This window comes from Thermomicrobiales bacterium (assembly GCA_041390825.1).
GTDB lineage: Bacteria > Chloroflexota > Chloroflexia > Thermomicrobiales > UBA6265 > JAMLHN01.
The window spans coordinates 17,258-43,931 of sequence record JAWKPF010000004.1 but is presented as its reverse complement, the minus strand read 5'-3'; the positions used below and the strand labels follow the sequence as shown (position 1 = coordinate 43,931).

At 62.9% G+C, this 26,674-nt stretch carries 21 protein-coding genes; 9 read left to right on the top strand and 12 right to left on the bottom strand.

The window, feature by feature from the left end; all coding sequences use genetic code 11:
• The first annotated feature begins 27 nt into the window (after positions 1-27).
• Entirely contained in the window at positions 28-600 is a 573-nt protein-coding gene (locus R2855_00220; GenBank protein MEZ4529425.1) for a PadR family transcriptional regulator, read from the top strand.
• Positions 597-2,054: an MFS transporter gene (locus tag R2855_00215; protein MEZ4529424.1), complete on the top strand. Its 1,458-nt coding sequence runs from the start codon at positions 597-599 to the stop codon at positions 2,052-2,054. The genes R2855_00220 and R2855_00215 overlap by 4 nt, the downstream gene beginning before the upstream one ends.
• Positions 2,055-2,185: 131 nt before the next feature.
• Here the strand turns inward: R2855_00215 and R2855_00210 are convergent, their stop codons facing one another.
• On the bottom strand, positions 2,186-5,287 hold the full coding sequence (locus R2855_00210) for an SH3 domain-containing protein (GenBank protein MEZ4529423.1): 3,102 nt from the start codon (positions 5,285-5,287) through the stop codon (positions 2,186-2,188).
• A 326-nt stretch (positions 5,288-5,613) separates the two neighbouring features.
• The gene (fabF, locus tag R2855_00205; protein MEZ4529422.1) at positions 5,614-6,849 is read right to left on the bottom strand and encodes a beta-ketoacyl-ACP synthase II; all 1,236 of its coding nucleotides are present in this window, start codon (positions 6,847-6,849) and stop codon (positions 5,614-5,616) included.
• A gap of 237 nt (positions 6,850-7,086) precedes the next feature.
• Between fabF and R2855_00200 the strand changes: the two genes are divergently transcribed.
• Positions 7,087-8,151 carry a 1-aminocyclopropane-1-carboxylate deaminase gene (locus tag R2855_00200; GenBank protein MEZ4529421.1) on the top strand — a complete coding sequence of 355 codons (1,065 nt, stop codon included), beginning with the start codon at positions 7,087-7,089 and terminating at the stop codon, positions 8,149-8,151.
• Here R2855_00200 and fabD read toward each other — a convergent pair.
• Positions 8,148-9,134 carry an ACP S-malonyltransferase gene (gene fabD / locus R2855_00195; GenBank protein ID MEZ4529420.1) on the bottom strand — a complete coding sequence of 329 codons (987 nt, stop codon included), beginning with the start codon at positions 9,132-9,134 and terminating at the stop codon, positions 8,148-8,150. The two genes, R2855_00200 and fabD, sit on opposite strands and share 4 nt — an antisense overlap.
• Positions 9,135-9,341: 207 nt before the next feature.
• Positions 9,342-9,587 carry a hypothetical protein gene (locus R2855_00190; protein ID MEZ4529419.1) on the bottom strand — a complete coding sequence of 82 codons (246 nt, stop codon included), beginning with the start codon at positions 9,585-9,587 and terminating at the stop codon, positions 9,342-9,344.
• Between the two features lie 137 nt (positions 9,588-9,724).
• Between R2855_00190 and R2855_00185 the strand changes: the two genes are divergently transcribed.
• Together R2855_00185 and R2855_00180 are read left to right on the top strand one after the other, a co-directional pair.
• A complete protein-coding gene (locus R2855_00185) occupies positions 9,725-10,885 on the top strand; it encodes an aminotransferase class V-fold PLP-dependent enzyme (GenBank protein MEZ4529418.1) in 1,161 nt (386 codons plus the stop codon).
• 116 nt (positions 10,886-11,001) lie between these two features.
• Positions 11,002-11,610: a hypothetical protein gene (locus tag R2855_00180; protein MEZ4529417.1), complete on the top strand. Its 609-nt coding sequence runs from the start codon at positions 11,002-11,004 to the stop codon at positions 11,608-11,610.
• A gap of 242 nt (positions 11,611-11,852) precedes the next feature.
• Here R2855_00180 and R2855_00175 read toward each other — a convergent pair whose 3' ends face one another.
• The 8 genes from R2855_00175 to R2855_00140 all read right to left on the bottom strand — a co-directional run bounded on the left by R2855_00175 (position 11,853) and on the right by R2855_00140 (position 20,423).
• Entirely contained in the window at positions 11,853-12,779 is a 927-nt protein-coding gene (locus tag R2855_00175) for a U32 family peptidase (protein ID MEZ4529416.1), read from the bottom strand.
• 147 nt (positions 12,780-12,926) lie between these two features.
• Positions 12,927-13,931 (bottom strand): nitronate monooxygenase, encoded by a 1,005-nt coding sequence (locus tag R2855_00170; GenBank protein ID MEZ4529415.1) that lies wholly within the window; start codon positions 13,929-13,931, stop codon positions 12,927-12,929.
• Positions 13,932-13,948: 17 nt separating this feature from the next.
• Positions 13,949-14,347, bottom strand: coding sequence for a YrdB family protein (locus R2855_00165; GenBank protein MEZ4529414.1), 399 nt, complete (start codon positions 14,345-14,347; stop codon positions 13,949-13,951).
• Complete coding sequence (locus R2855_00160) at positions 14,344-14,814, bottom strand: DinB family protein (protein MEZ4529413.1); 471 nt, start codon at positions 14,812-14,814, stop codon at positions 14,344-14,346. Before R2855_00160 ends, R2855_00165 begins: the two co-directional genes overlap by 4 nt.
• Positions 14,811-16,220: a beta-ketoacyl-ACP synthase II gene (locus R2855_00155; protein MEZ4529412.1), complete on the bottom strand. Its 1,410-nt coding sequence runs from the start codon at positions 16,218-16,220 to the stop codon at positions 14,811-14,813. The genes R2855_00160 and R2855_00155 overlap by 4 nt, the downstream gene beginning before the upstream one ends.
• Positions 16,221-16,754: 534 nt before the next feature.
• On the bottom strand, positions 16,755-16,967 hold the full coding sequence (locus tag R2855_00150; protein ID MEZ4529411.1) for a hypothetical protein: 213 nt from the start codon (positions 16,965-16,967) through the stop codon (positions 16,755-16,757).
• 82 nt (positions 16,968-17,049) lie between these two features.
• Positions 17,050-19,506: a transglycosylase domain-containing protein gene (locus R2855_00145; protein ID MEZ4529410.1), complete on the bottom strand. Its 2,457-nt coding sequence runs from the start codon at positions 19,504-19,506 to the stop codon at positions 17,050-17,052.
• 371 nt (positions 19,507-19,877) lie between these two features.
• Positions 19,878-20,423, bottom strand: a complete 546-nt coding sequence (locus R2855_00140; GenBank protein MEZ4529409.1) for a hypothetical protein — start codon at positions 20,421-20,423, stop codon at positions 19,878-19,880.
• 261 nt (positions 20,424-20,684) lie between these two features.
• Here R2855_00140 and R2855_00135 point away from each other — a divergent pair, with 261 nt between their 5' ends.
• From R2855_00135 to R2855_00120, 4 genes are all read left to right on the top strand, one after another.
• Positions 20,685-23,633, top strand: coding sequence for an AAA family ATPase (locus R2855_00135; GenBank protein ID MEZ4529408.1), 2,949 nt, complete (start codon positions 20,685-20,687; stop codon positions 23,631-23,633).
• Between the two features lie 141 nt (positions 23,634-23,774).
• On the top strand, positions 23,775-24,038 hold the full coding sequence (locus R2855_00130) for a hypothetical protein (GenBank protein ID MEZ4529407.1): 264 nt from the start codon (positions 23,775-23,777) through the stop codon (positions 24,036-24,038).
• 74 nt (positions 24,039-24,112) lie between these two features.
• Positions 24,113-25,858: a CAP domain-containing protein gene (locus tag R2855_00125; GenBank protein ID MEZ4529406.1), complete on the top strand. Its 1,746-nt coding sequence runs from the start codon at positions 24,113-24,115 to the stop codon at positions 25,856-25,858.
• A gap of 309 nt (positions 25,859-26,167) precedes the next feature.
• Complete coding sequence (locus R2855_00120) at positions 26,168-26,674, top strand: RNA polymerase sigma factor (protein MEZ4529405.1); 507 nt, start codon at positions 26,168-26,170, stop codon at positions 26,672-26,674.

The window sequence follows — 26,674 nt, the reverse complement described above, 5'->3', positions numbered from 1 at the left end:
CGCGACTACTCGTGTAAGAGTAGTCGCATGTCAGCGATCAGATTGTTCATTCTTGGATCACTCGAACTACACGGGCCCATGCACGGGCATCAGCTCCGGCTGTTGGCCGAGGAGGAACACGTCGATACGTGGACCGATATCTCGGTCGGGAGTCTCTATGGCGCCATCAAGCGGTTGGCCACCGAAGGGTTGATCGAGGAACTGCGCGTCGAGCGGGAAGGCTCCTACCCACCGAGGCAGGTTTGGGGGATCACCCAGGAGGGCCGTGTGGCGGCGGGTGTGCTGCGTATGGCCGCCCTGCGCGAGATCGTGCTCAAACCGGATCCGTTCGACCTCGCGCTGTCTCGCCTGGACCCCGACCATCTGGACGACTTGCCGCGGCTGCTCGACGCGCGTCTGGCTGCGCTGCGCGCCATGCTGGCCGATCTGGAGGCGCACTATGCAGCTATCGAACGGTATCTGACCGAAGCGGAGAAGCTGGCCACCAACCATCGCGCGTATCGGCTGCGCGCCGAGATCGACTGGCATTCACTGCTGATCGATCGGCTGGCGATCGTTATCGAGGATGAGCGCGCGCGTACGACCGGGGACTCCCGATGACCGAATCGTCCATCCCGCGCAAGAGCTGGCTCGCGCTGACGGTTCTGCTCTCCGGGGCGTTCATGGCGTTGCTCGACACGACCATCGTCAATGTCGCGATCCCCACTATTCGGTCCGATCTGGCCGCATCGGAGGCGACGCTGTCGTGGATCATCTCAGGCTACGCGCTGGCGTTCGGGTTGATGCTCATTCCCGCTGGCCGCGTCGGTGACCGATTTGGACACAAATGGATCTTCATCACCGGTTTGACCATCTTCACCGCGAGCAGTCTGGCTTGCGGTTTGTCTCAGAGCAGCAATCAGCTCATCGCCGCGCGGGTGCTGCAGGGATTGGGCGGCGGTATCTTCTATACCGCCATCACGGCGCTGATCCAGCTCATGTTTGCGCCCCAGGTGCGCGGGCGGGCGTTCGCGGTGCAGGGCGCGGTCATCGGGTTGGCGACCGCGCTGGGTCCGCTGGTCGGCGGACTCATCATTCAGTTTGCGGGTGATGAGAACGGATGGCGCTGGATCTTTGGGGTCAACTTGCCCCTGGGTGTCGTTGCGATCGTAGCCGCGTTCCGTTTGCTGCCAGGCGGAGCGAACAGCGACAAGCTTGCGGCTGACCCCATCGGGCTGATCTTGCTTGCGTCGGGGTTGATCGCGCTCTTGGTGCCCCTCATCCTCGGAGAGGACGAAGGATGGCCTGCCTGGACGTTTCTTTCGCTCGCCGGTAGCGGTCTCTTGCTCACGCTGTTTGGCTTCTGGGAGGTGCGGTTGACACGGCATGGCGGCGTGCCGCTCGTGCCGCCGCGGCTCTTCCGGAGCGCGTCGTTTTCCGGAGGTACGCTGCTGGCGATGGTCTACTTCGCCGCGTTTACGAGCGTCTTCTTCACGCTCTCACTGCTCTGGCAGGCGGGACTGAACAACTCGGCGCTGCAAAGCGGGCTGCTCGTGATGCCGTTCGCGGTTGGCAGCATCTTTGGCGCGGCCGAGAGCGACAAGCTGGCGAATCGCTACGGCCGCGCGGCGCTCAATACGGGTCTCGGGTTTGTGCTTGGCGGGATGTCGGTCGTGCTCGGAATTCTCATGTGGGTGCAGCCGCTCGACTTGAGTCGCTGGTACTTCCTGCCGCCATTGTTCATTGCGGGGATCGGGAGCGGAATGTTCATCGCGCCAAACGCGCGCTTCATCGTGGCGATGGTTCCCAGAGCGGATGCGGGCGCGGCCAGCGGGGTGCTCGGGACCATGCAGCGCGTCGGCAGCGCGGTCGGGATCGCCATCATCGGCAGCGTTTTCTTCGGTACATTGCATTTCAGCGAAGGTCCCAATGCCGTCGCCGAAGCGTTCGACCATAGCGCAACCCGCGCAATGGAAGTCAGCGTCATCTTCTGTTTGGCGGCGTTTCTGCTGTCGTTTCTCTTGCCCAAACACCCTCCGCTCGGCCGCGAGGGCCCGCCCGCAGACGCGGGTTGAACCGGCCGGGTAGCGGAAGAACGACCGGTACCCGCATTTGCGTAGCCCGAAACTGATGGATGTGACGTGGAAACGAAACAGGACGCCGATTGCGGCGTCCTGTTCGCGCGTTCCCGAGGGAGAGGGCTCGACTACTGGGTATCGAGCACCGTGATGGAGAGATACGCCGGTGAACCGCCCTCGCGGCTACCGAGCGCCACTCCGTCACCATAGACGATGATGGTGACGGGGCCATCGGCGGTGATCCAACCGGTGAGGTCGATCGGCACGGCCACGCCGGCGTCGATCCAGGCGCCCGATGCGTCCGCGCCGCCCGGCGCGGAGTCCACCGTGAGCGAGTACTCGTCGATAGCGACGCCATTGGCGACGGCGATGCCCACTGAGCCACTGCCACTCACACCGGTCAGGTAGAGGACCGCGCTGGTCACCTGTCCATAGCCGATCTGGTCGGGATAGAAGGTGATGTAGGCCACCCCGCCTGCCTCGCCGCCGACTGGCAGCGAACCAATCACGTCGATCGCCACGGCCGTGCCGGGATCGAACGAGAGAAGGCTGGCGTCGGCGGCCGCATAGGCCTCGAATGTGCGCTCGACCAGTGGCAACGGGGTGGGATCGCAGGCATCGTCGATGCCGTCGGCATCGGAGTCCAGTCCGCTATCGGCGACCCCTGGACAGGCATCGACTACATCCGCGATACCGTCGCCGTCGGAGTCCGGAGGCACGGTCGCCGTTTCGGTTGGCGGAACGGGCGTTTCCGTCGGCGGAACCGGAGTCTCGGTCGGCGGCACTGGCGTCTCTGTGGCGGGCACTGGAGTTTCGGTCGGCGGAACCGCAGTTTCCGTTGGAGCCAGCGGCGTGTCTGTGGCGGCCAACGTCGGTTCGCCGGTGGCGATCTCGCTTGGCGAAGCCTCGCTGGCTGGCGATTCCGGCGTGGATGTCGGTGTAGCGGTTGCAGTGCCGGTGGCATTCAGCTGGCTCGTCGAACCGACCGGCTCTTCGCCACCCACTGAACCGTTGACCACAGCGCCGGTAACAAGACCCAGGAAATCACCAGCGACCCAGCCATTTGCACGGCCGCTGACTTGGAGCTGGTACCAGGTCATGCCTCCAGACGCGGCCGGTCCGCCGATCACCAACGCCTGCGTGCCGGTTGGCAGCGTGCCGATGATGGAGCCCGAGGTGCCCGGTGTGCTGCGGTAGTTCAACGGCCCATCCGCGACGCGCACAGTGTCCCCTGCGATGAAGACGCCTGCGGCCCGCGTACCAGTCGCTTGAGACGTTGCAGTCCGCTCGGGTGTGCGGGTGATGGTGGCAGTGCGGCTCGGCGTCCGGCTCACGGTCGCCACGCCGGTGGGCGTATTGACTCGCGTCCCGGTGGAGGTCAGGTAGCTGGTCGATATCCAGCCAACCAGCGATCCGGAGCTGACTCGCAGCCAGGTATGGCCATTGGCAGTTGCGGTATCGCCCAACGACGTGACGACCGCGCCGCTTGGCAACGTGGTGAGGATCCGTCCGGAGGTCGATGGCGCGGAGCGCATATTGACCCGGACATCGACGCGATAGAGCGATCCGGACGTCGATGTGACGCCGGGTGAGATCGTGGTTGGGGTGCGCGTCGCGGATGCGACACTGGTCGGTGTGGAATTGGTTCCGCCGGTTGCAGCGATATAGGTGGTCGCGATCCAGCCGGTCAACGATCCCGTGCTGACGCGCAGCCAGGTGTACCCATTCGCGTCCACAGAGTTTCCCATCGATGTCAGCACGGTCCCGCTTGGCAACGTGCTCATGATGGCGCCGGACGTCGACGGCGCCTGGCGGAGATTGACGCGCGTGGTGGTGCGGTAGAGGCGTCCCGAGCTCGCGGTGGCCCCAGTGGTGACGGATCGGGTGACAGACGCCGTGGGTGTGCGCGTCGATGTCGCTGCTCTGGTCGCAGTGCGCGTTGCGGTCGGCGCCGACCCTGTCTTGGTCAGATATTCGGCGGCCACCCAGCCTGCCTGACCTCCGCTGGTGCGGACATTCGCCCATTCCAGCCCGTCAGCGGTCTGCGAGTTGCCGATGATGACGCCGGTGGTTCCGACCGAGAGCGTGCCGATGATGCCACCGGAATAGCCCGGCGCTGCGCGGAAGTTGACGAAGGTGTTGACCTGGAAGCTGTCGCCGACTGCCCAGGTTCCACTGGTGGTTGTGCCGGTGCGCGACGGTGTGGCGGTGGGGGTGCGCGTTCCCGGGGTGACCGTGCGTGTGGGTGTCGTGCTGCCGGTCGTCGAGCCGCCACTACGCATGTACTGACCTGCCACCCAGCCGGTGGTTCCATCGCCAAGACGGATTTGGTACCAATCGAAGTTATCGACCCGGTTGGGACCCTGGAGCACCACTCCGCTGGTGTTCATCGTCAGAACCCGGATGATCGAGGTCGAAAGACCGGGGTTGTTGCGCATGTTCAGCGTGTCGGAATCGACGCTAATGGTCGAGCCGATGGCAAAGGTGACCGTGGGGGCGGTGGTTGGCGTTGGCAGCGGAGCCGGAGTCCAGTCTGTGCCGCCGGGTGTCGTGCCGATGAGCGCGGTCGCGTGATTGACGAACATTTGCATGTAGGAGTTCGTCGTCGTGCCAGTCACATCGGTGCCATAGCCGAAATAGGCCCCGGCCACTTCGGTCCAGTTTTGTGAGTTGATGTAGATGGACTTGTTGACCATCTCGGTGCCGCCGGCCAGCACCTGGTTGTAGCTGTTGTTGCACATCCAGGTGACGCTCTTCATGTACTCAGGCACAGAAGAAGTCGGTCCGACTTGCATGAGACCGAAGAAGTAGCCATACGCCGTGAGCGGAGAGCGGGCATTGAGCATGCCGCGCGATTCGATCCACATGATGGCCTTGAGCACATTGGCTGGCACGCCAGTCGAATTCGAAACGCTCAGAATGTCGCTGTTCCACCGGTGCAAATCGGCATAGGTCCAGGTCATGCCAGTCGAATCGCCGGTATTGCATGGGAAAGGCGTGGCAGTTGGTGGAACGTTGGTCGGTACTCTGGTGGGAGTGCGCGTTGCAGTCTGCGCGGCCGTCTCGGAGACATCGAGTATCGGCGTGAGTGTCAGGCAGGCAACCGTCAAAATGGCAATTGGAATGGAGAACGAACGAGATCGGAAGCGGCGGCGTTCCGCGGCGACGCGGCTCAGCACCCGCGCGGCACGACCGGAAACAACGCCTGTATGCGTACGTTTCGAAGCCACGAATTCCCCCCAGCTCGACGGCATGCCGCTGCAATAGGCAAACCGTTGATTCATCCCTGTCCGAGTCTACGTAACGAAACGCAAACCGGATTCCCAGGAATGGAGTTTTGTGCCCTACGGTCACATCCAAATCGAGCGAAATCGCCCCAATTTGGCAGGATCGACGCAGGGGACAAGGGGGATGGTAGCCCAAGCGCGGGGTTTGGGGCAATCACGAGTTGCGGCAAATGGGGGAGCGAGTTCGCCGAATTCGGCCATTTGGCTCAGCGTTTGGAAGGACGGGGGGGTGGAGAATTCACTGACTCCGCACCCCCGGTTCCCGCGACCTAGTCGTATCGCTTGAAGAGCGCCACCGCGTTCTGGCCGCCGAATCCAAAGCCGTTGACCAGCGCCACATCGACCTGCATCTCGCGCGCGACATTCGGCACGTAGTCGAGATCGCACTTGGGGTCGGGGTCGGTCAGGTTGATGGTCGGAGGGACGATCCCATCGCGAATGGCGTAGACGCAGGCGATGGCCGAAATGCCACCAGCCGCGCCGAGCAGATGCCCGACCATCGACTTGTTGGCCGAGGCGGCCAGCTTGTAGGCATGGTCTCCAAATGCGGTCTTGATGGCATCGGTTTCCGCAATGTCTCCCACGCTGGTGGAGGTGGCATGCGCGGCGATGTAATCCACATCTTCCGGTTGCAGACCAGCGCGCTGCACGGCCAGGGTCATGGCTCTGGCGGCATGCTTGCCATTGGGATCGGGCGCCGTAATGTGGAAAGCGTCCGAGGTGAAGGCGCCTCCCGTGAGCTCGGCGATGATGTTTGCCCCTCGGTTCAGCGCGTGCTCTTCCGACTCCACAATCAGCAATCCGCACCCTTCGGAAAAGACAAAACCGTCACGCCCGCTGTCGAACGGCCGGCTGGCTCCTTCTGGATCGTCGTTGCGTTTCGAAAGCGCGCCCATGTTCGCCATGGCGGTGACGGACGTGCGCCGCAGGCCCGATTCCGCCCCGCCAGCGATGATGATGTCCGCTTCGTCACGCTGGATCATCTGCGCTGCCTGGACGAAGGCTTGCACTCCGGAGGCACACGCCGCCGACGATGTCACGGTGGGGCCATGGATGCCGAACGCCATCGAGATCTGGCAACTGGCCATGTTCGGCGCGAAGAGCGCGATGGTCAGCGGGTGCACCCATTTCGGGCCCTTCTCGACCATGGCCTCGACATTCGACTCCATGATCGGAATGCCGCCGCCGCCGCTGTTCATGATGACGCCGACCCGTTCGCTGTTCTCAGGATCGATGGTGTAGCCCGCATCTTTCAGCGCTTCGGTGGCGGAAGCGACCGAGAAGTGCGAGAAGCGGTCCATGCGTTTGGCCAGCTTGGCGTCGATATAGTCTTTCGGATCGAAGTTGCGGACCTCGCCGCCGATGCGGACCTCGAGATCGGAGACATCGAAGCCCTCGATCTCCGCAATGCCCGACTTGCCGGCGAGCAGCCCTTCCCAAAGGGTGGGGGCTCCGATGCCGAGTGGGGAAACAGCTCCTGCGCCGGTCACGACCACTCGCTTCACGTGCTACTCCTCGATTGGAATCCCGGGCGGAGGGCGGTTTGCCATTGGATCGGCCCAGGAATATTTCGACATGCGTACGAACTGGCGATAAAGCGGCCAGTCAACGCGCTAGTGTACGGGAAAGATGCCTTCGGTCGTAGGTGATCAGCAAATGCGCGCCATTGTGCTTCCCAGGTTCGTGTGCCATACATTCTCCGTTGGAAGTCCCGCGCCGTCGCGCAGTCACAGGAGCAACCCATGTCCGCCGCCTCTCATGTCTCGTCTCTGCCGGGTCTCGCCTCGTTCGAACGGTATCCGCTGACCTTTGGCCCGAGCCCGGTCCACAAACTCCAACGGCTCAGCGACCACCTTGGCGGCGCGCAAATCTGGGCCAAGCGGGAAGACTGCAATTGCGGACTGGCGTTCGGTGGGAACAAGGTGCGCAAGCTCGAATACATCGTTCCGGATGTGCTTGCCTCGGGGGCGGACACGCTCGTTTCGATTGGCGGGTATCAGTCCAATCACACTCGACAGGTGGCTGCGGTGGCTGCCCATCTCGGCCTGAAGGCGCGGCTCGTGCAGGAACGGTGGGTCGACTGGAGCGATCCCGGCAACGACCGGGTGGGCAATATCGAGCTCTCGCGCATCATGGGCGCCGATGTCCGGCTCGATCCCGGCGGGTTCGATATCGGGATCCGTTCCAGCTGGGAAGCAGCGCTGGCCGAAGTCGAGGCCAATGGCGGCAAGCCGTACCCCATTCCTGCGGGCGCTTCGGTGCACCCGCTGGGAGGGCTCGGATTTGCCAATTGGGCGCTCGAAGTCGTTGCGCAGGAACAGGAACTGGGAGTCTTCTTCGACACGATTGTCGTTTGCACGGTTACGGGTTCGACGCACGCTGGCATGATCGCGGGATTTGCCGCGCTCGAGGACGCCGGTGGGGTTCCGCGAAGGGTGATTGGCATCGACGCATCGGCCACGTTGCCCAAGACCATCGAACAGGTGACCCGCATTGCGAACGACACTGCCAAGCTGATCGGGCTCGGCCGCGCGATCCGCGATGACGAGATCGTCATCCTCCCTGGTTGGGAAGGGCCCGCCTACGGAATCCCCGACCGGAGCACGGTCGACGCCATCACCACGTTGGGCCGGTTGGAAGGCGTGATTGTCGATCCGGTTTATGAAGGCAAGTCGATGGCCGGGCTGATCGATCTGGTCCAGGATGGACGCATCGACCGGGATTCGACCGTGCTGTATGCGCACCTTGGCGGCCAGCTCGCGCTCAATGTCTACCCGGAGATTTTCGAACCAGGATGGACAAACTAGCGGCTGCTCAACGTCGGAATCCCGAGACCCAGGCCGGCCATGTTGATCGTCTGCGCGTCCGGGACGATACGCTTGATCAGACCTGAGAGCACTGTCCCCGGTCCGATCTCGATAAACGACGTGATTCCGGCGTCCGCGATGGTTTGCATCGAACCGGTCCAGTCGACCGGGCGTTCCATTTGCAAGTCGAGTTCCGCGTAGAGTCCGCCCGTGGTGTAGATCGGTTGCGCGGTGGTATTGCCGATCACCATGCCGCTTGGCTTTTCCGGGAACTCGGGCAACGTCAACGCGGCGTCCTGTAGGAGTTTTTGGAACTCGGCGTTGGCGTTCGCCATCAGCGGTGAATGAGAGGCGATGCTGACGTTCAGCCGCGCCACCCGGCGGGCGCCTTTACCTTTGGCCAGCTCCATCGCCGCTTCGAGCGCGCCGACCTCACCGGAAATGACCGTTTGCCCCGGACAGTTGCGATTGGCCGGCACCACGATCCCGTCAGCCGACGCTACGCGGCAGACCTCCGCGATTGCTTCATCGTCCAATCCCAGCACCGCGGCCATGCCACCGGGATTGTCCTCGCCAGCCTGCTTCATCAGACGACCACGTTCACGCACCAGCGAAAGGGCGGTCGGGAATTGCATGATCCCCGCCGCCACCAGCGCGGTGAACTCGCCGAGGGAGTGCCCGGCCACATAGTCGGGCGCCAGGGTCACGCCCGCTTGTTCGGCATTCTCGTTGAGGGCCGCCAGCGCAGCGATGCTCACCGCGAGAATGGCGGGTTGCGCGTTGACCGTATCTTCCAGCACCTCGGCCGGGCCGTTCTGAATCAGCTCGGTCAGGCCGAACCCAAGCGTGTCATCCGCCAGCGCCATCATGGCGCGCGCCATTTCGCTTGCGTCGAGCAACGGACCGGCCATCCCCACGAACTGGCTTCCCTGGCCGGGAAAGACGAAGGCATACGGCTGGGCTGGAATCGTCGGATCGGTCATCGGTGTCGTCCTCTCGCAGACGCTGCGCAATGGGTCGTTCTGGGCACATTATCCAGCACGCGGCGGTTGGCAGTTTGCGGTTGTCAGTTGTTAGTCGGCAGTTGTCAGTCGGCAGATGTTGACCGCAACCTGAGAGTCGTCAACATCACTGGACCCTGGACCCTGGACCCTGGACCCTGGACCCTGGACCCTGGACTCAGTCCCAGCCTAATGCAACCGCCGCAAGAAGGCTTGCAGGCGTTCGCTTTCCGGATGGTCGAGCACCTTGCGCGGCTCGCCTTGCTCGACCACCACGCCACCGTCCATGAAGACGATACGGTCGGCCACATCACGCGCAAAGCCCATTTCGTGTGTCACCACGATCATCGTCACACCGTGCGATTCGGCAAGGTCGGTCATGACCGCCAGCACTTCGCCGACCAGCTCCGGGTCGAGCGCGGAGGTGGCGGTCACCCTCTTAGGCTATCGATTGAATCTCCTGGCATTGTGGGGCGATCCAGATTGTCTGTCAACGCAGGCAAACTACCACGTGAATTGCTTACCATGCCGGAAGAGATGCCGAAGTGGTTCAGGAGCGAGGTCGACCGAACATGGACATCTACCAGAAACTCGGTGTGCAGCCAGTCATCAATTGCGCGACCACCTACACGCGGCTTGGCGGGTCGATCATGGCGCCACATGTAGCGCAGGCGATGGCCGATAGCGCAGGGGCTTTCGTCAACATCTTCGAACTGCAGGAGGCGGTTGGCAAACGCCTGGCGGAATTGACCGGGAACGAAGCTGCCTATGTCAGCAATGGCGCCGCAGCCGCGTTGGCGTTGGCGACCGCGGCTGCCGTGACCGGCGACGATGTTGCGCTCATGGCGCGGTTCCCGAACCGGCTCGATGGGCTGAAGAACCAGGTCGTCGTCCACCGCTACCAGCGCAATTGGTACGACATCGCAGTGCGCATGACCGGTGTGGAACTGGTGGAGATCGGTCACACATACGAGACCTATGAGTGGGAGCTCGATGATGCCATCAACGAGCGGACGGCGGCCGTGGTCTATTTCGCAGGAACGCACTTGAACCGCAACACGCTGCCGCTCGAGTTCGTGATCGAACGGGCGCACGCGCGTGGTGTGCCGGTGATCGTCGATGCCGCGGCGCAGATCCCGCCAGTCTCGAATCTCTGGCATTTCACACGGAATCTCGGCGCCGATGTTGCCATCTTCAGTGGGGGCAAGATGCTGCGCGGACCGCAGAACAGCGGGCTGGCGGTCGGAACTCCCAAAATGATCGAAGCGATGCGGCTCAACGGACCGCCGGTGCAGCGCATTGGCCGCGCGATGAAGATGTCCAAAGAAGCCATGATCGGGTTGCTGACCGCGGTCGAGACGTATCTGGAAGCCGACCATGTCGCTGAGGCGATGGAGTGGGACGCCGTCGTGTCGAGCTGGGATGCCGCATGGCAGCGGCTGGCGCCGCGTTGGCTGTCGATCAGGCGATCGGAGACCGGCGAGGCTGGGGAACCGATCCCGCGCATCCTCATGCAGGTTACGCTCGATGCGCCATTGACCCGTGACGATCTGATCGCCGATCTGCGCGCCGGAAAGCCGCCGATCGAGGTCGTGGCCGAAAACGAATCGACGATTGCCTTCAGTCCGCACATGTTGCAACCGGGAGAGGCGGAGATCGTGGAGCAGCGTGTCGCAGAATTGATCGCAAGCCACCTGCTCGCGCAGCCCTCTGGAGCCATTGCGGGGGACTAGGCTTTCGCTCGCAAACCTGCTACGATGTGTCCGTACATCCCCGACGTACGGTACGTCCCCCGCCAACCGACCGAAGAGCGTTTTTCGAGCTCATCTGCTTGTGCGGAGGGGGAAGCATGCGTATTCGATTTCTTGGAGCGGCGGCGCTCCTGACCGCAGTCCTCGGGATGATGGGGTATCTCCTGGGCGCGCCACAGGTGCTGGCGCAAACGGGGACTCCGGCGGCGCAGACCACGCCGCTCGCCGCGACGACGCCACAAACCGAAACGTCGGCCACGCCGTTGGCCGAAACGGCAGCGACGCCGGTGGCTGAGCCGGTGCGCGTGGTGACGCTGGTTGGCTGGTATCAGAATGCCGCCAACGGCGAGTTCATCGAAATTGGCCCGGTACAGACGACCGACCAGTTGGTGGCCGGTCCTGGCGACCCGACCAGCACGCTGACTGGCACTGCCGACCTGGAGAGCGAGGAGAACAACGGCCTCCCGTACATCGAATTGGGCGACACCATTCTTGTCGGCACCGAGATGTTCGAAGGCGATCCCGAATCGGTCTTCAACTGGATCTACTACCAGGGCGATCCGGCCCTGCGCCCAGCCACGTTGGTGATTCCGGTTACCGCAACGGCTGGACCGTATGAGGGCCGCTCTGGCACGATCACTTTCCTGTCACGTAGTTCACCGGGCAGCGGAATCGTGGTCATCATGCTCAATCCGGAGGCCGAGTAGGGTTTTCGGCGGACATCCGCGAATCTGACGCAGGCATGTGAACACGGGGCGGCCTGAGCCGCCCCGTGTTTCGTGCCATGCGTGCCGGATACGTGTCGACGCTTTCCCCCGGAGGCCTTCGCCAGATCGGTTCTTCAATGAAGCGTTACCTTGTTGCCCTCGCTGTGGCGAGGAGATCCCTCCACTCCGCCTCAGTCGGGATGACGACACTCGCACGGCAGACACGTATATCGGCGACCGTGCTAGACCGAGACTGCCTCAGGCAGTGGCGACATGATCGCGTCAGGGTCGAGCCGCTTGAGCATGTCGTAGCCGATTCGGGCGCGGCGCAAGCGTTCCCTGGTCAGGGCAATGGCGGTTGCTTCCAGGTGCGTTCCGGCCGGGTAGATGTTCGGCGCGTTGCGCAAACCAAATTTGAGATAGACCGGAGCGCAAACGCGCACCAGCTCTGCGATCTCGTAGTGGCGAATGAACCCACCGATATCGTCGGGAACCTCGACATAGATATCGAGCGGCATGGTGGTTGCCGCGCGGATGGCGGCCAAATGCGCCAGCGAGAGATCGGTTGGGGTATTGAACGTCGTCAAGCCAATGTCCTGCAGCAACCGTACCGAGGCCGGATTGGACGCGCCGAGCATGACCGAACCCTTGAGAATCAGGTCCTTCGGCAGCTCCCCGGCCTCCTTCATCTTGCCGAGCACGAGCAGGAGTCCTTCATCGGTGACGAGCACGCTGTTGATACCGTGCTCGAGCGCCCGCTTCACGTCTTCGACCGCATGGACGAGCTGGTCCGCGCCACGCGCTTTCGGTCCGACGATCTTGCCAGCAGTGGAATAGGCCATGGCGCCGGTATCCCAGCCGGCGCGAGGTCCGACGAACAGGCTGATCTCGATGCCGCGCTGGCGTCCGAGCGCGGCCATTTCGTCCAGTTCGTCATCGGTCAGCAGCATGACGCCGCTGCCCTGGCTTACCCGATGAATCGGCACCCCGTACTCGTCGGCATATTGGTAGACGGTGCGCAGCGCGTTCGGACCCTCGACTGAAGGAATCTCGATGCGCCACTGGCCGCCGTCGGGGAAGCGCTGATCGGACGATGGCAGATCGCGCAGATCGTGATCGGGCAGTCCCATGCTCCGCAAGAATGCCTGTGTGTCCCGAATTCCGTTCATCCAATCCCCCTCCAGTGCGTCCAGGCGACGACGATACCGTTCATCACAGCTTCCGCAAGGGTACCGGGAGTCGGGCCCGCTGTGGAGGGCGGCGGGGCGACGCGTGCAGACTGCTCATCCCTCCAAGTTGGCTCGTCGCTCGATCGCTCAACGGGCGCCTCCCAACCGGGAAAGCACCGAACGTGCCTGGTCCGCGATGGACTCCATGATCTCAGCCGCAGGAAGCACGTCGTGCATGACGCCGACGCTCTGACCAGCGTAGAGCACCATGCTTTCCAGGTCGCCTGTGGTCCGAGCTCCGGGGAAGTCGTCGTGGTAGCGCATGATGGGAATGCCGCGGCTGGTGTGCCCGATCACGTCTCCCTCCCCGGGGCCGCGGCCCGGTTCGGGGCGGCCGGCGTCTTCCCAGAGCTGAAGCGACTTGTTCGGCAACGTGCGCAATGGGGTGTTCGCTGGCCAGCCACCGCGGAAGAGCGTGGTATGGATCGTGTCGCTCGCGCCGGCGTCGATCAAGCGTCCCTGGTAGTCGGCGTGGGCATCCGCTTCTGATGAAAGAACGAAGCGGGTGCCGAGCCAGACGCCAGACGCGCCCAGGCAGAGCGCGGCGGCAAGCCCGCGGCCATCCCCAATGCCACCCGCGGCGAGCACGGGGGTGGGCGCAACGGCGTCGACCATTTCGGGAATGAGCGCCAGGAGACTCGTTTGCCCCTCGACGTGACCGGACGCTTCGTAGCCCTGTGCCACGATCACGTCCACACCCGCGTTCTTCGCTGCGATTGCTGCCGACGTGGAACCGACCATATGCACCAGGAGCGCGCCGGCGTCGTGAATCTGCTCGACCCAGGGAGACGGATCACCCCAGGAAAGCGAGATCACCGGGACCCCTTCCTCGAGCGCGATGGCCAGCCGGTCTCCGGGATCCCATGCAAGCACCAGGTTGATGCCGAACGGTCGGTTCGTGAGCGCCTTGGTCTGCTGGATCAGCTCGCGCGCCTCGTTGGGCGAGCGCCAGGTGAGCGAGAGCGTTCCAAGCCCTCCGGCGTTGCTCACGGCGGCGGCTAGTTCCGGCGTGGTCGCCGTACCGATCGGCGCCTGGGCGATGGGAAGGTCGATGCCGGCCAGGCTGGTGAAATCAGTGGCGAGCGATGTCATAGGTTTGCACCTCGAAGTCAGTGATCGAGCAGCCAGCGGATGCGCGAAAACGAAAGAACGTAGATCAGGGCCGCAAAGGTCCAAAGCGTCTCGGCGATCCAGCGATAGCCGGTCACCCAGAGTCCATAGCCGGCCAGGAGAAAGAGGCTGACTTCCAGTACGAGACGGACCGGTCCCGGTGTCGGGAATACGCCGGGTTTGCCTGCCGGTGGCATCCCGGGTGTGCGGAAGATGCCCCACAAGAGGATAGCCGCAGTGGCAAGTCCGGCGGCCAGGAGCCACCGGGTGACGCCGGATCCGGCCTGCCAGCCGATCCAGGCAAAGGATGCCCACATCCCGATTTCCAGGAGGAACATGAAGACATCGGGCAACGTCACGCTGTGCCCGGACGACGAGCTCCTGGAGGTCCCGATCAAAGGCTGCGCGTTCCCAGCCCGGCGTTCTTCATGTCGTTCAAGTGGTCGGTGACGTGATTTCCGAAGATGTTGGCGATCCGATCGAGCGTTTGCGGTCCCGCTTCGGGATGCTGAACGCTTTGTTCCCATGCCTCGTCAGGCAGCGCGCGCAGAATGGCGAGATTGACCGCGCGCAACGCGGCCAGCGCGTCCAGCAACAACTCGTCGGGGATCTCCGCTACCGGGATGCGCTCCTCGTAGAGATCCTGATCGAACGGCAGGATACTGCCGCCCGGATTGGCAATGGCGGTACGCATTCGGGTAGAGAAAACGATCTCGGATTCGAGCAGGTGCTGCAGCAGCTGTCGCGGGCTCCAACCGCCGTCGATTGGCTGCATCCGCTTGTCTGCCGGCACATTGCGATAGACCATGACGAACTCGGTCATGGCGTTGTTCCAGTCGGCAAGTTGGGCGTAATGGCTGCTCATTCAAGATCCTTGCTCGTTTGATGCGCGAACTCTGCCGGTGGTCGTTTCAGCACGAGCGCCGCGTTCTGACCGCCAAGCCCGAATCCGTGCTTGGCCATGTATTCGAATTCATGCGGCCGCGCCGCGCCATGCACGACGTCGAGATTGACTTCGGGATCAGGGTTCTTGTAGTTGGCGGTCGGCGGAATCACCTGCTCGGCGATCGAGAGGATACCCATGGCAGTCTCGATCGCCCCAGCCCCGCCCATGCAATGCCCGATGTTGCCTTTCACAGACATCACCGGAATCGATGCGGTGTGTTCGCCATAGACATGATGGATCGCGCGGGCTTCGGCTACGTCTCCCGCGGGGGTCGAGGCGGCATGCGCCTGGATGTGCCCGATCTTGTCGGGAGTCACACCTGCGTCCGCCAATGCGGCCACGATGGCTCGGGCCGCGCCAATTCCTTCTGGCTGTGGCGCGATCGGATGGTAGGCATCGTTGCTGGAGGCAAAGCCGACGATCTCGGCAAACACTCGCGCGCCCCGCGCCATGGCGAAATCGTAGTCCTCCAGCACAAGCGCGCCGGCCCCTTCGCCGAGCGCGAAACCAGAGCGGGTAGCGTCGAAGGGACGCAGCGCCTCTTCGGGATGCTCGTTCGAGTCGGTCACCAGCGCGCGCATCGCCGAGAAGCCCGCGACGCCCATCGGATGCACGGTCGATTCAGAGGCTCCCGCCAGCATCAATGGCGCAATGCCGGACTGGACGACATGAAACGCCTCGCCAATGGCCTGCGTGCCTGTGGCGCAGGCTGTGGAAACCGTGTTACTCGGTCCTCCCATGCCAAAACGCCACTGCACGGTGTAGGACGCCATGTTGAGCGGGAACTTGACGTGCAGATGGGGAGACAGCTTGTCGTGTCCCCGGGTGTTGAAGGTGTCATAGGCAGGAAGCAGATCGTCATAGCATCCGCCAACACAGGTCCCGATGACCGAACCGCCGGGCAGCAGATCCATGAGCGGATTGCCCGCTTCATCGACCAGGCCGGCGGAAATGAGCGCGGCGCCGGCGGCCTCCATCAACCAGAGGCTGAACTGCGAGGTATTGCGCGCGGTCTTGGAGTCGAGGAAGCGTTGCGGGAGATCGTCCATTTCGAGATCGCCGCGCACCTGGCATGAGTAGTTGCCTTCCTGGAGATAGGGGATGCGCTTGATACCGCTTTTCCCCTTCAGGATGTTTTCCCATGACGCTTTCGCGGTGAGCCCCACTGCGCTCACTGCGCCCAATCCGGTGACAACGACCCGGCGCCGGGTACGGGCACGTTGGCCTCGCAGCCCGCTACCGCAGGTTCCACAGAAGAGTTGCGTTTCAGAGACCGGGGCGCCACAAACCGGGCACGAGGTCGGGGAAGTGAGATCGAACGTCATACGGTGTTCCTGAATGGTGTGCGAATACGGGCTGCAACTGGACGAATCCGCCGGTCAACCTGCCTGTAACGGACTCCGGCATGGGAAAATCTGGCCAAGTATAGCGGTCCCCTTCGAACATACGAGCGCCCGGCGCGGTTGGAAACCGTTCTCGCCGGGCGCTCGTTGCAAAGGAGTTCGCTGCCGAGGTGTTCGTCCTATGGTCGCGAACGATTCTTTCCATAAGACGGTGAGGCGTATTTGGGAGCGTTGCGCGGCAACTGCCGCTGCAACGGTACTGAGGTGAAAAAGAGGAGGAAAGAAGCAGAACGGGTGGCTAGGCCCGCTCAGTTGAATGCCTCCTGGTGCTCAATTGGGTGGTCCCCCTTTCGAAATTCGCACCCTGGTCGACCCCGAGTTTCCCCGGGTGCCCGGCAATCATCGGCGACGCTGCTGCAAACATGCCGCCGATCACTAGTGTAAACGCGAAACCAGGGCGAATGGTTTCATTTCTGTGCCAGCAAGGCGACGCGTACGTACGAAGCAAGGCGCCGGCTAGTCATCCACCAGGATGACACGTTCCCCGTCGATTCCGTGGAGGGCGGAACCGAGCTCGAAGGCCTCGTCGCGGCTCATAACGATTCGCACATTGGGCGCTCCGTCAGCCGGACCCAAATCGACCTGAACTTCGCTGTTGGAGAGCGATTTGACAACCACCGCCCCGATCTGGCGGACCGTCTCTTCCCCGTCGAACAGTTCGAGCTTCATGCCTTCACCCGCCTGCGCCAATTTGGATATTGCCTGGGGTGAAAGTATGCCCGAGCGCTGTGACTACGCGCGAGGCTCCGGGCTAGTCTGCTCGTTGCTCGATTGGGATTTCCCCGTCGTCCGGATCGTAATCCTCGTAGTCGGAGCCGTCATCTTCATCGAAGTCGACATAGCCGTCGTAGACCCCAACGGTGCTGGCATAGCGCAGAATGCGCGACTCGCCACCATCGGCGTACTTGCCGCCGTTCTTCTGCAGGTCCTCCATGGCATGCTCCAGCTCGGCCATCTCGTAGGCAGACAGCCGGTCACATGGAAGTGACGGACCCGCATCCTTGATCAGCCACTCGGTAGTGGAATCCTCGCTGCCCGATGCCTGATGCCCGGTGGGGGAGCAGATCTGGGTCTGGACCAAACCGGGCGGGATGCTCCAGTCGTGGGCCATCGGCTGGCCGTTTGGTCCGGACAGGTAGGACGAGAAGGTGGGGTCGCTATGCATCAGCTCCATCATCTGTTGCCAGATCGGACCGGCGCCCTGGATACCGTCGAGCTGGGGAAGCTCGATTTCCGCATCGCCGGATTGTGTTGTTTGCCCGGTCCAGACCCCGATCGCCACATCGGTGGTGTAGCCCATGGTCCAGATGTCTTTCCAGTTGTCGGTCGTCCCTGATTTCGCGGCGACTGGACGTCCCAACCGATCTCCCGTGTCCTCGAAGAGGTTCCCGCGGCCGAAAACCATCGAGCGGGCCTCGTCGTCGGTCAGAATCGACGTGATCTGGTAGGAGATCTCTGGCGCCAGCACCTGGGGCGCGTTTTGCAGCGCGGTATTCCGATCGAGCTCATAGAGCACCTGACCGTTCGAATCGGTGATTTTCAGAATTGGATTGGCGGCGACGTATTTGCCCTGATTCGAGAAGGTTGCGTAGACGTTGGTGTGCTCCAGCAACGGCACCTCACCCGAACCAAGCGCGAGGGAGAGCCCGTAGTTTTCGGGCGATTCCGGCATCCCGGTCTTGATGCCCATCCGGCGCGCCAGATCGTAGGCATGGTCCACACCGGCGTATTGAATTGCCTTGACTGCCGGGATGTTGAGCGAATTCGAGAGCGCGGTACGAACGGGAACTGCACCGTACGAAAGCCCAGTGTAGTTCCTCGGTTCGTAATACGGATTGGGCGCGCCAGGGGTTTCGACCTTCATGGTGTCATCCATGACAACAGTGCCCGGATTCCACCCGCTTTCGAACGCGGCCGCATAGATGACTGGCTTGATCGACGAGCCCGGCTGCAGGTTCGCCAATGCGTAGTTGATCTGACCGCCGATCGTGGGGTCGTTGAAATCAGCCGAACCGACCATCGCCAACACCTCGCCGGTGTGCGGAACGAGGACCACCATCGAGGCATTGTTGCGTCGGTAGGCGTTCAGGAACGGCATGTTTTCCTGAATCATCAACTGGGCTTGTGCTTGCAGGTCGAGATCGACCGACGTCCAGATCTGCAAACCGCCCTTTACGAATGCGTCCTCGCCATATTTCTGGCGCACGTAGTCCTTGGCATATTGGGTGAAGTGATTGGCGCCCTGGATTTCGCTGGTGCGGGTCTGCGGTTGCAGCGGCGTATTCCACGCATCGTCTGCCTCTTCCCGCGTGATGTAGTGGTACTTGACCATCTGGTCGAGCACGTACTTCTGCCGGAGCTTGGCCTGGTCGAGCCGCACGGTTGGGTCGTACCAGGACGGCGCCTGCGGGAGACCGGCAAGCAGCGAGGCCTCCGCCAGCGTCAGCTCGCTGGCGTGTTTGTTGAAGTAGGTCTGCGCGGCAGCTTCGATGCCGTAGGAACGCTGTCCGTAGAAGATCTGGTTCAGGTACATCATCAAGATGTCCTGCTTGGAATACTTCCGGTCGAGCTCGATCGCGGCGAGCGCCTCCTTGAACTTGCGCGTGATCGAGATATCGAAACCGATCTCCTCCGGGTAGAGTCCGCGCGCCAATTGCTGCGTGATAGTCGAGCCACCAGACGAACCGTCGCCGCTGATATTGATGGTGACGCCGCGCAGGATGGCCATCGGCTCGACACCCTGATGACTCCAGAAGGTGGCGTCCTCGGCGGCTACCGTCGCGTCGATCATGTACTGTGAGATTTGATCGAGGGTGACGAAGGTGCGCCATCCGCCGTCTGGCGCTTCGATCTCCTGCAGCAGGTTCCCGTTTCGATCGTAGATGCGCGATGTTTGGAAGGTATCGACGGTTACCACCGCCGCATTGGGCAGCTTGGCGTTGACCCGGCGATATGCCTCGACCGTGCCGGCCACGGCTGCCACCGTCGACAAAACCATGGCCAGCGAAGTCGACACGAAGAGCCCGATGAAGATCAGCACACCGACCAGCAGGAATCGGCGAGTCATCGTGAACTGTTCTTTGCGGCGCCGGGCAATACCCGGCAACATGTTCGGCGGGAGCTTCTTCTTGCCGGCAGCGTTGCGTCGCGCGCGTTGCCCTGCCGCAATGCGGCGAGGATCGGGCGGCGATCCGGACAACGTGCTCACGATCAGGACCTTTCGAAGGAGAATCGACACCGGGCGCGAGGATTGCCGGTCGAACCGAGAACGCTCAGCGACTTCTGCGCGTTTCGACGGCAGATGGTACCAGTTCGGCGGTTCGCCTGACCTTCAGGAAGGGATCAGGAAGTAGGCAACGGGCAACAGGCAACGGGCAACGGCAATAGGCAATAGGCAAGAGGCAACAGGCAAGAGGCAACGGGCAAGAGGCACAGGCAACGGAAACAGGCGACTGAAGACTGACGACTGACAACTGACGACTTGCAACGGTGGGTTGTTCTTGCGCCAACGTTCGCTTACGTTTTCGCTGCCGCGTGCCGCGTGCCGCGTGCCGCGTGCCGCGTGCCGCGTGCCGCGTGCTACCCCAACTGACCGGCGATCTCGTCCCGCTTGCGGCAGAGTTCTTCGACCGTAATGTGCCCCGATCGAAAGAGATCGGCCAGCACCCAGAGACGCGCCGACGCCTCAGAAAGCGCCGTGATCTTCTTGCGCCGGTTGCCGGCCCGGCGCACGGTCATCTCTCCGGCAAGCGACAACGCCGTGATCGAATCGAACGCGGCATCCTTGGTGACTGGCGGAGCCTCATACGAAAGCGGTAGCCGTTGGCCGCCGTTGACGTCTGCGTCGATCGCGTCGAGCAATCGCTGCACCGAACCACTCAGATGGTGCTCGAACGCTTTCAGGGTTGCCTTGTGATGGGCGGGTGGCATCGGCGCCGCGTTGAGAAACGCTGCGGGCGATTCGGGTTGGCCTGCCCAGTCAGTCGAGAGCGCAATATCGTCCAGGAATGCTTTGTCCGAGGGACAGCCCACCCATTGGGCGAGCAGAACGTCATCGACTTTGGGTGGTGTAAGCCGGCCGAGCGCGCGAATAGAGCGCGTCCGTGTCCGGGGCGTGTCTTCCATCTTCTCTTCCTTCGAGCGGGGGTAGGTGGATGGTAGCCCAATCGCCTCGTACGTACAAGGACGGCATTTGGTTTTATGTTTTGATGTTTCCCGAAATTCCGTATTGTCTTGACAGAAGCTTGTGACGTCCTTCGCATTTTGCGCAACTGGGTGCTGGAGTCGAGGTCGGGTTCGAATCACCGCGACCGAGGGTTTCGGGCGCGGGTATCGCCAGATACCATTGGTGGTCATAATGCAGCAGTTCGGCGGTCTGAAGGAGTCATGTTTACGTCAGAGCAGCATGAGGATCGAACGTGGCCCGCATTGTCCGGAGGGCGTCCGCCGCTATTGGTGGGCCGGTCTCGGGAGCTCCATGTGCTGCGCGCGCAGCTTACCGAGGCATTGGCCGGAAACGGCAGCATGGTGGTGCTTGGCGGGGAGGCGGGTATTGGCAAGTCCAGACTGGCCGAGACGCTCAGCAGGGAAGCGAGCAGCGTCGGAGCGCTCGTCCTCACCGGGCATTGCTATGACGTTGCGGTGTCACCTCCCTACGGTCCGTGGGTGGAGTTGATCGAGCATTACCCCCTCGCTGCGGCGAGATTTCCGGACAGCCCACTGCTCCCTGTTCCGCAACTCGCACAGGGTTCCAGCCAAACCGCCTTCATAAGTGAGATGCGCGATTTCTTCTTCTCGCTGGCACGTGATCGGCCGTTGGTGATCGTGCTGGAGGATCTGCACTGGGCAGACGACGAAAGCCTCGAATTGCTGCGGTTGTTCGCCCGCCAGCTCGCTTTTACACCGATCCTGCTGCTGATGACCTATCGCAGTACGGATGTCACGCGCGCGCATGCGCTTCACAGGCTTCTGCCGATTCTGGTGCGTGAAGCGCTGGCAGTGCGCATCGACGTGTCGTTGTTGACGCGAGACGATGTTCGTGGCGTGATCGACGATGCCTATCGGTTGCCCGAAGCGGCCGCCGATCGCCTGGCAAGCCACGTGCAACAGCGCGCGGACGGCAATCCCTTTTTCGTGGTCGAGCTCTTGCGTGCCCTGGAAGGGAGCGTCCTGCTGCCAGACGGGCATGGCGGTTGGACACTCGGCGCGTTCGAGCAGGCAGCAATTCCGACACTGCTCCGACAAGTCATCGACCAGCGGCTTTCCCGACTCGGGCATGACGCGGAAGCATTGCTGGCGATTGCCGCCGTTATCGGCCAGATCGTACCGCTGAATGTATGGGAGAGCGTCAGCGGGGTATCGGGGCACGAGTTGCTCGATGTGGTCGAACGCGCCATCGATGCCCGCGTGCTCGACGCGACGCCGGACGGGACGTCAGTGGCGTTCACGCACGCCCTGATTCGCGATTCGCTCTACGACAGCGTTCTTCCACCGCGCCGGCGTATGTGGCATCGGCAGATCGGAGATGTGCTCGCGTCACGTGTGGCGGCGGACCCGGATCACGTTGCCTATCACTTCCAGCAGGCTGGTGATCTTCGCGCGGTGGAGTGGTTGGCGCGCGCGGGCGAGCGGGCGCAGCGCGCGTTTGCCTGGCGAACCGCGCGCCAGCGGTTCGAGACGGCGCTGAGAATCCTGGAAGAAGAGAGTGGCCATGCCGGCGAACGGGGGTGGCTGCGATTTCGAGTGGCGATGCTCGGCCGCTTCGAGGATCCACCGGGCGGTGTAAAGCTTCTCGAAACCGCCGAGCGGCTTGGTCGGGAAGCGGGAGATCCCGCGCTGGAGGCATACGCACGGTTCTTCCAGGGCATGCTCCGATGCCAGGCGGATGAGTTCCGTCTCGGCATTGCGGCAGAAGAGTCTGGCGTGGCGATGCTCGATGCGCTCGCTCCCGAGCAGCGAGCGAGGTTGCTCGCGATCGAAACAACCGCCGATCCCCTCGATGCTCAAAATGGGAGAGGGGAGCTGACACTGGCACTGGCCGAAAATGCGCGTCTGCAGCGAGCGCTTGAATTGGGAGAGCGCATCGTTGACTTGCCGCCCGGCGAAACCGCCGGCTCCCAGGGTGATGCCTGGTACGGACTTGGGTACACCTACGCCGGGCTGGGACGGCCAGATGAGGCGCGGATGGCGTTTCGCCGAGCCCGTGACATCTTTGCCGCCAGCGACCACCGTAGCATGGTGGCAACTTCCCTCTTCGATGAGCTGATGATGGTCGTCCTACCGTATCAGGTCGATCGACCGGCAGAACGCCAGCGAATCGAGTCCGCGCTTGCAGAATCTCTTGCGGATTTGGAAGACATCACCGGTGAGGGCTCCGCGCCGAGCGCTGACGTGGTGTCGAGCCTACTCAGGGGGGACTGGATCGACGCTTCGGCCCGGTTGGAACAGAGCACATGGCGATCGTTTCGACGGAACGCACCGATGTTGCTCGCTCCCATTGCTCGATGTCAGGGCGATGTGGCGCTGGCGTGGATGCTGATCGGACAGCACTTTCCCGCCGGGGCAGACACCGAACCAGAAGACGCGGCTCTGGATACAGTGAGTCTGCGGTCATTGGCGGTTGCGCTCGCGCTCGATGCAGGCGACCACGTGCTGGCACGTCGTTGGCTCGATGCGTTCGATGGCTGGCTGACCTGGAGCGGAAGCGTGTTGGGGCGGGCGGACGCACTGCTGTCCTGGGCGACCTACCACCATGCCCAGGGTGAGGATGAATTGGCACGCGATTTCGCCGAGCAAGCGTTGGCTGCCGGCACCGAACCACGACAACCGTTGGTGCTCCTGGCAGCGAACCGGTTGCTCGGTGAACTCGATCTCGAGAACGCGCAGCTTTCCGACGCGGAAGCGCGATTCGTCACGGCGTTAGCGCTGGCCGACGCGACCGGCGCGGCGCACGAACGAGTGCTTACCCTGCTGGGGCAAGCGGAACTGCGATTCGCCCGCGACGAGCCCCAGCTTGCTCATGAGCTGCTCGAATCGGTGCGAGCGTCGTGCCTCGCAATGAACGCGGTGCGAACGCTGCGCCGGGCTGACGAGCTCGCCGCGCGATATTCGGCAAGTTCCCAGCCTTCGTCACCAGCGGTGTTTGCCGGACTTACCCGCCGGGAGACGGATGTGCTCCGGCTGCTGGCAACCGGATCCTCCAATGCCGAGATCGCCTGGGAACTCTGCGTGAGCCCGCGCACGATCGACACGCACCTCACCAGCATCTACGCCAAGCTTGGTGTCACCACGCGAGGCGCGGCGATTCGTATCGCGCTCGAACGCGGACTACGCTAACGTCGCGCCCCTCGGAAAACTCCGTAGTCATCCGTACTCTGGATCTCGCCGGAAATGCGGTGTTCCCCCGATGCGCCGTGATTCTCGCTCGCCTACCGTCGATCTCAGGTATTTGGGCAAATTGGCGGCGGAGATTCCTCGATGGCGCTCCTCACGGTTCAGCACACCGTTCAGGACTTTGGGGTGTGGCAGGCGATCTACGAAACCCTGGATGACGTGCAGCGGGACTGGGGTGTCACCGATGCATCGGTGCATCGGTTGGCGGACGCGCCAGATGTCGTCCTCATCATTCGCCACTTCGCGACGGTTGCCCAGGCGCAGGGCTTCCTGACCAATCGCGAAGTTCAGGCTGCCATGCAGCGTGCTGGGGTCGAAGGCGAACCGCGCATCGAGATCTACGCCTGACGCTGCCTCATGGCGTCGCCACCGCCCATCTGCCCGTTCGACTCTCGTCCGTATGATCAGGAGGAACTCGCGAGATGAAACGGACCCTGGCGATATTGCTGAGCATGGCCCTTTCGTTCGGCATGCTCGTCTCTCATTCCGACCGTCTTTCAGCGCAAGATCAGGCAGCGGCTGGACCGGCGCAAACCTGCGCCGATGGCGAAGAATCTGCATTCTTGCAACTCATCAATGACTATCGCGCGCAAAACGGATTGCCTCCCCTCGCGTTCAGTCAGACGTTGAGCGTCGCCGCGGAAACCTTGAGCCTCGATATGGCGACCAACGATTTTTTCAGCCATACGGGGTCCAACGGTTCGACCTTCGTCGACAGGATCACGGCTGCCGGGTACCCCGATCCTGGCAACACTGCAGAGAACATCTTTGCGGGAAGCGACGTCGCCACAGGCGCGATGGAATCCTGGCGCAACAGCCCGGGGCACAACGCCAACATGCTGAGCCCAACCGCCAAGGCGATCGGCATCGCACGCGTCAACAACCCTAACTCCACCTGGAAGTGGTATTGGACGACGACCTTCGGAGCGACTGTCGACGGCGCCGCCTGCACCGGCGATGGCGTTGCCGCGGTTGTTCAGGGCGCGCCCCAGGTAGCTGCCGCACCGGCAGAGCAACCAGCCGGCGCGACCGGGAACGCACCGCAACAACCCGCTGGCCAGGAATTGCAGCCCGCGGACCCGGCTGGCGCCACGAATCAGCCAGCTGCCGGTCAGGAAGCGGCTCCAGCAGACGCTGGCGCAGCACCGCCGGCCGCCGATCAGGAAGCGCAGCCCGCGGATACCGTTGGCAACACCACGCAACCGGAAGCGCAGCCTGCGCCCGCAAACGGCAACGGGAATGCCACGATCGGCGGTGAAGCGGCGGTTACGACGACTGGCGCTAACGCCGCCCCGGCGTGCGGAGACGCGGAGGAACTGGCGTTCCTGGCATCGATCAACGAGTACCGGGCGGCCAATGGCGTACCGCCGTTGGCAATGAGCCCGACGTTGACGTCAGCAGCCAAAGGGCACAGCCAGGATATGGCGACCAAGAACTATTTCGACCACGTGGGGCAGGACGGTTCCACCTTCGCATCGCGAATCGCGGCGGCCGGATATCCCGGCGGCACGACGGCGGAGAACATCTTCGCGGGCGACCAAAGCGCCGCCGGCGCGATGGAGTCCTGGCGGAACAGTCCGGGGCACAACGCGAACATGCTCAACCCGGCCTTCACCGCGATCGGCATCGGCCGAGCATTCGATCCAAACTCAGACTTTGGCTGGTATTGGACGACCACGTTTGGCGATGTGGTGGATGCTGCCTGTGCTGGCGGCCAGACGCAGGGCGCCACGACCGGTCAAGCCGGACAAGCCGGCCAGGCAGGGCAACCTGGTCAAGACGGAACCACTGGCAATGGGCAGACGGGCCAGGCTGGCAACACAACCGGTGGCGCCATGACCGACAGCGACGGAGATGGGTTGCTCGACGAATCGGAGAACGCGTTGGCTGGCACCGATCCCACCGTGTTCGACACCGATGGCGGTGGTGTTGGCGATGGAGATGAGTGGAGCAATGGCAAGAACCCGCTCGATCCCAGCGATGACAATGCAGGCGGCGGGCAGGCCAATGGGGGCGTGGCTGCTGACACCGATGGCGACGGTCTCCTCGATGATGAAGAAGCGGCATTTGGGACGAATCCAAATGTCGCCGATTCGGATGGCGATGGAGTGAACGATCTCGACGAGCTGTTCAACGGCACGGATCCGCTCGATCCTGCGAGCGCATAGCGCGGCCGGGAGCGCCCGGAAGCGTTCCTTCGCCGAACAACCAATAGCGCTTGGCGCGCCACATCCGCAACCGGGTGTGGCGCGTTGTTCGAGCGAGTTACGACGAGTACGGGCAAGGTCGGGGAGCCGGCACAGGTCTTTCGAAAACACCCCGTCTCACATAAACTAGCGACATGCGTTGAACCAGGTGAGAGAGGTTCGATGTTCTGGCGCTGCGGGGGAAACGGCGCCATTGGGATGGTCGAAGGAATGAGTCAAACAGCCGTACAGGCAGAGGTGCGCCCATCCGGGAGGACGGCGGAGCCGGACGTGTCAACGCGCCCGCTCTGCTTCGACGAACTTCTCGAACGGTATCAGAACGAGATCTTCCGCTATTCGGTTCAGCTCACGCGGAACACGACCGATGCGGACGATCTTTATCAGGAGACGATGCTCAAGGCGTATCGCGCGTTTGGCAGGCTCGGACCAGATTCGAACTACCGCGCCTGGCTCTACCGCATCGCCACCAACACCTTCCTTTCGCAAAAGCGGAAGGAGAAACGCGAGCGGCCGCTCGATCCGGTGCTCGACGACCATCTGGCCGTTACCAATCCGGATCAGCCCGCATCGATGGACGCCCGCGACTTGTTGGCCGAAGTCGAGGTCTTTGTGCAGAACCTGCCGGAGAAGCAGCGCGTTGCGTTGATCCTCCGCAAGTATCACGAGCTCGACTACGCTGGCATCGCGGAAACATTGAATAGTTCGGAAGAAGCAGCGCGCGCCAATGTCTACGAAGCGCTGCGCAAGCTCCGCAATTGTTTCGGAGACCGCCTGTGA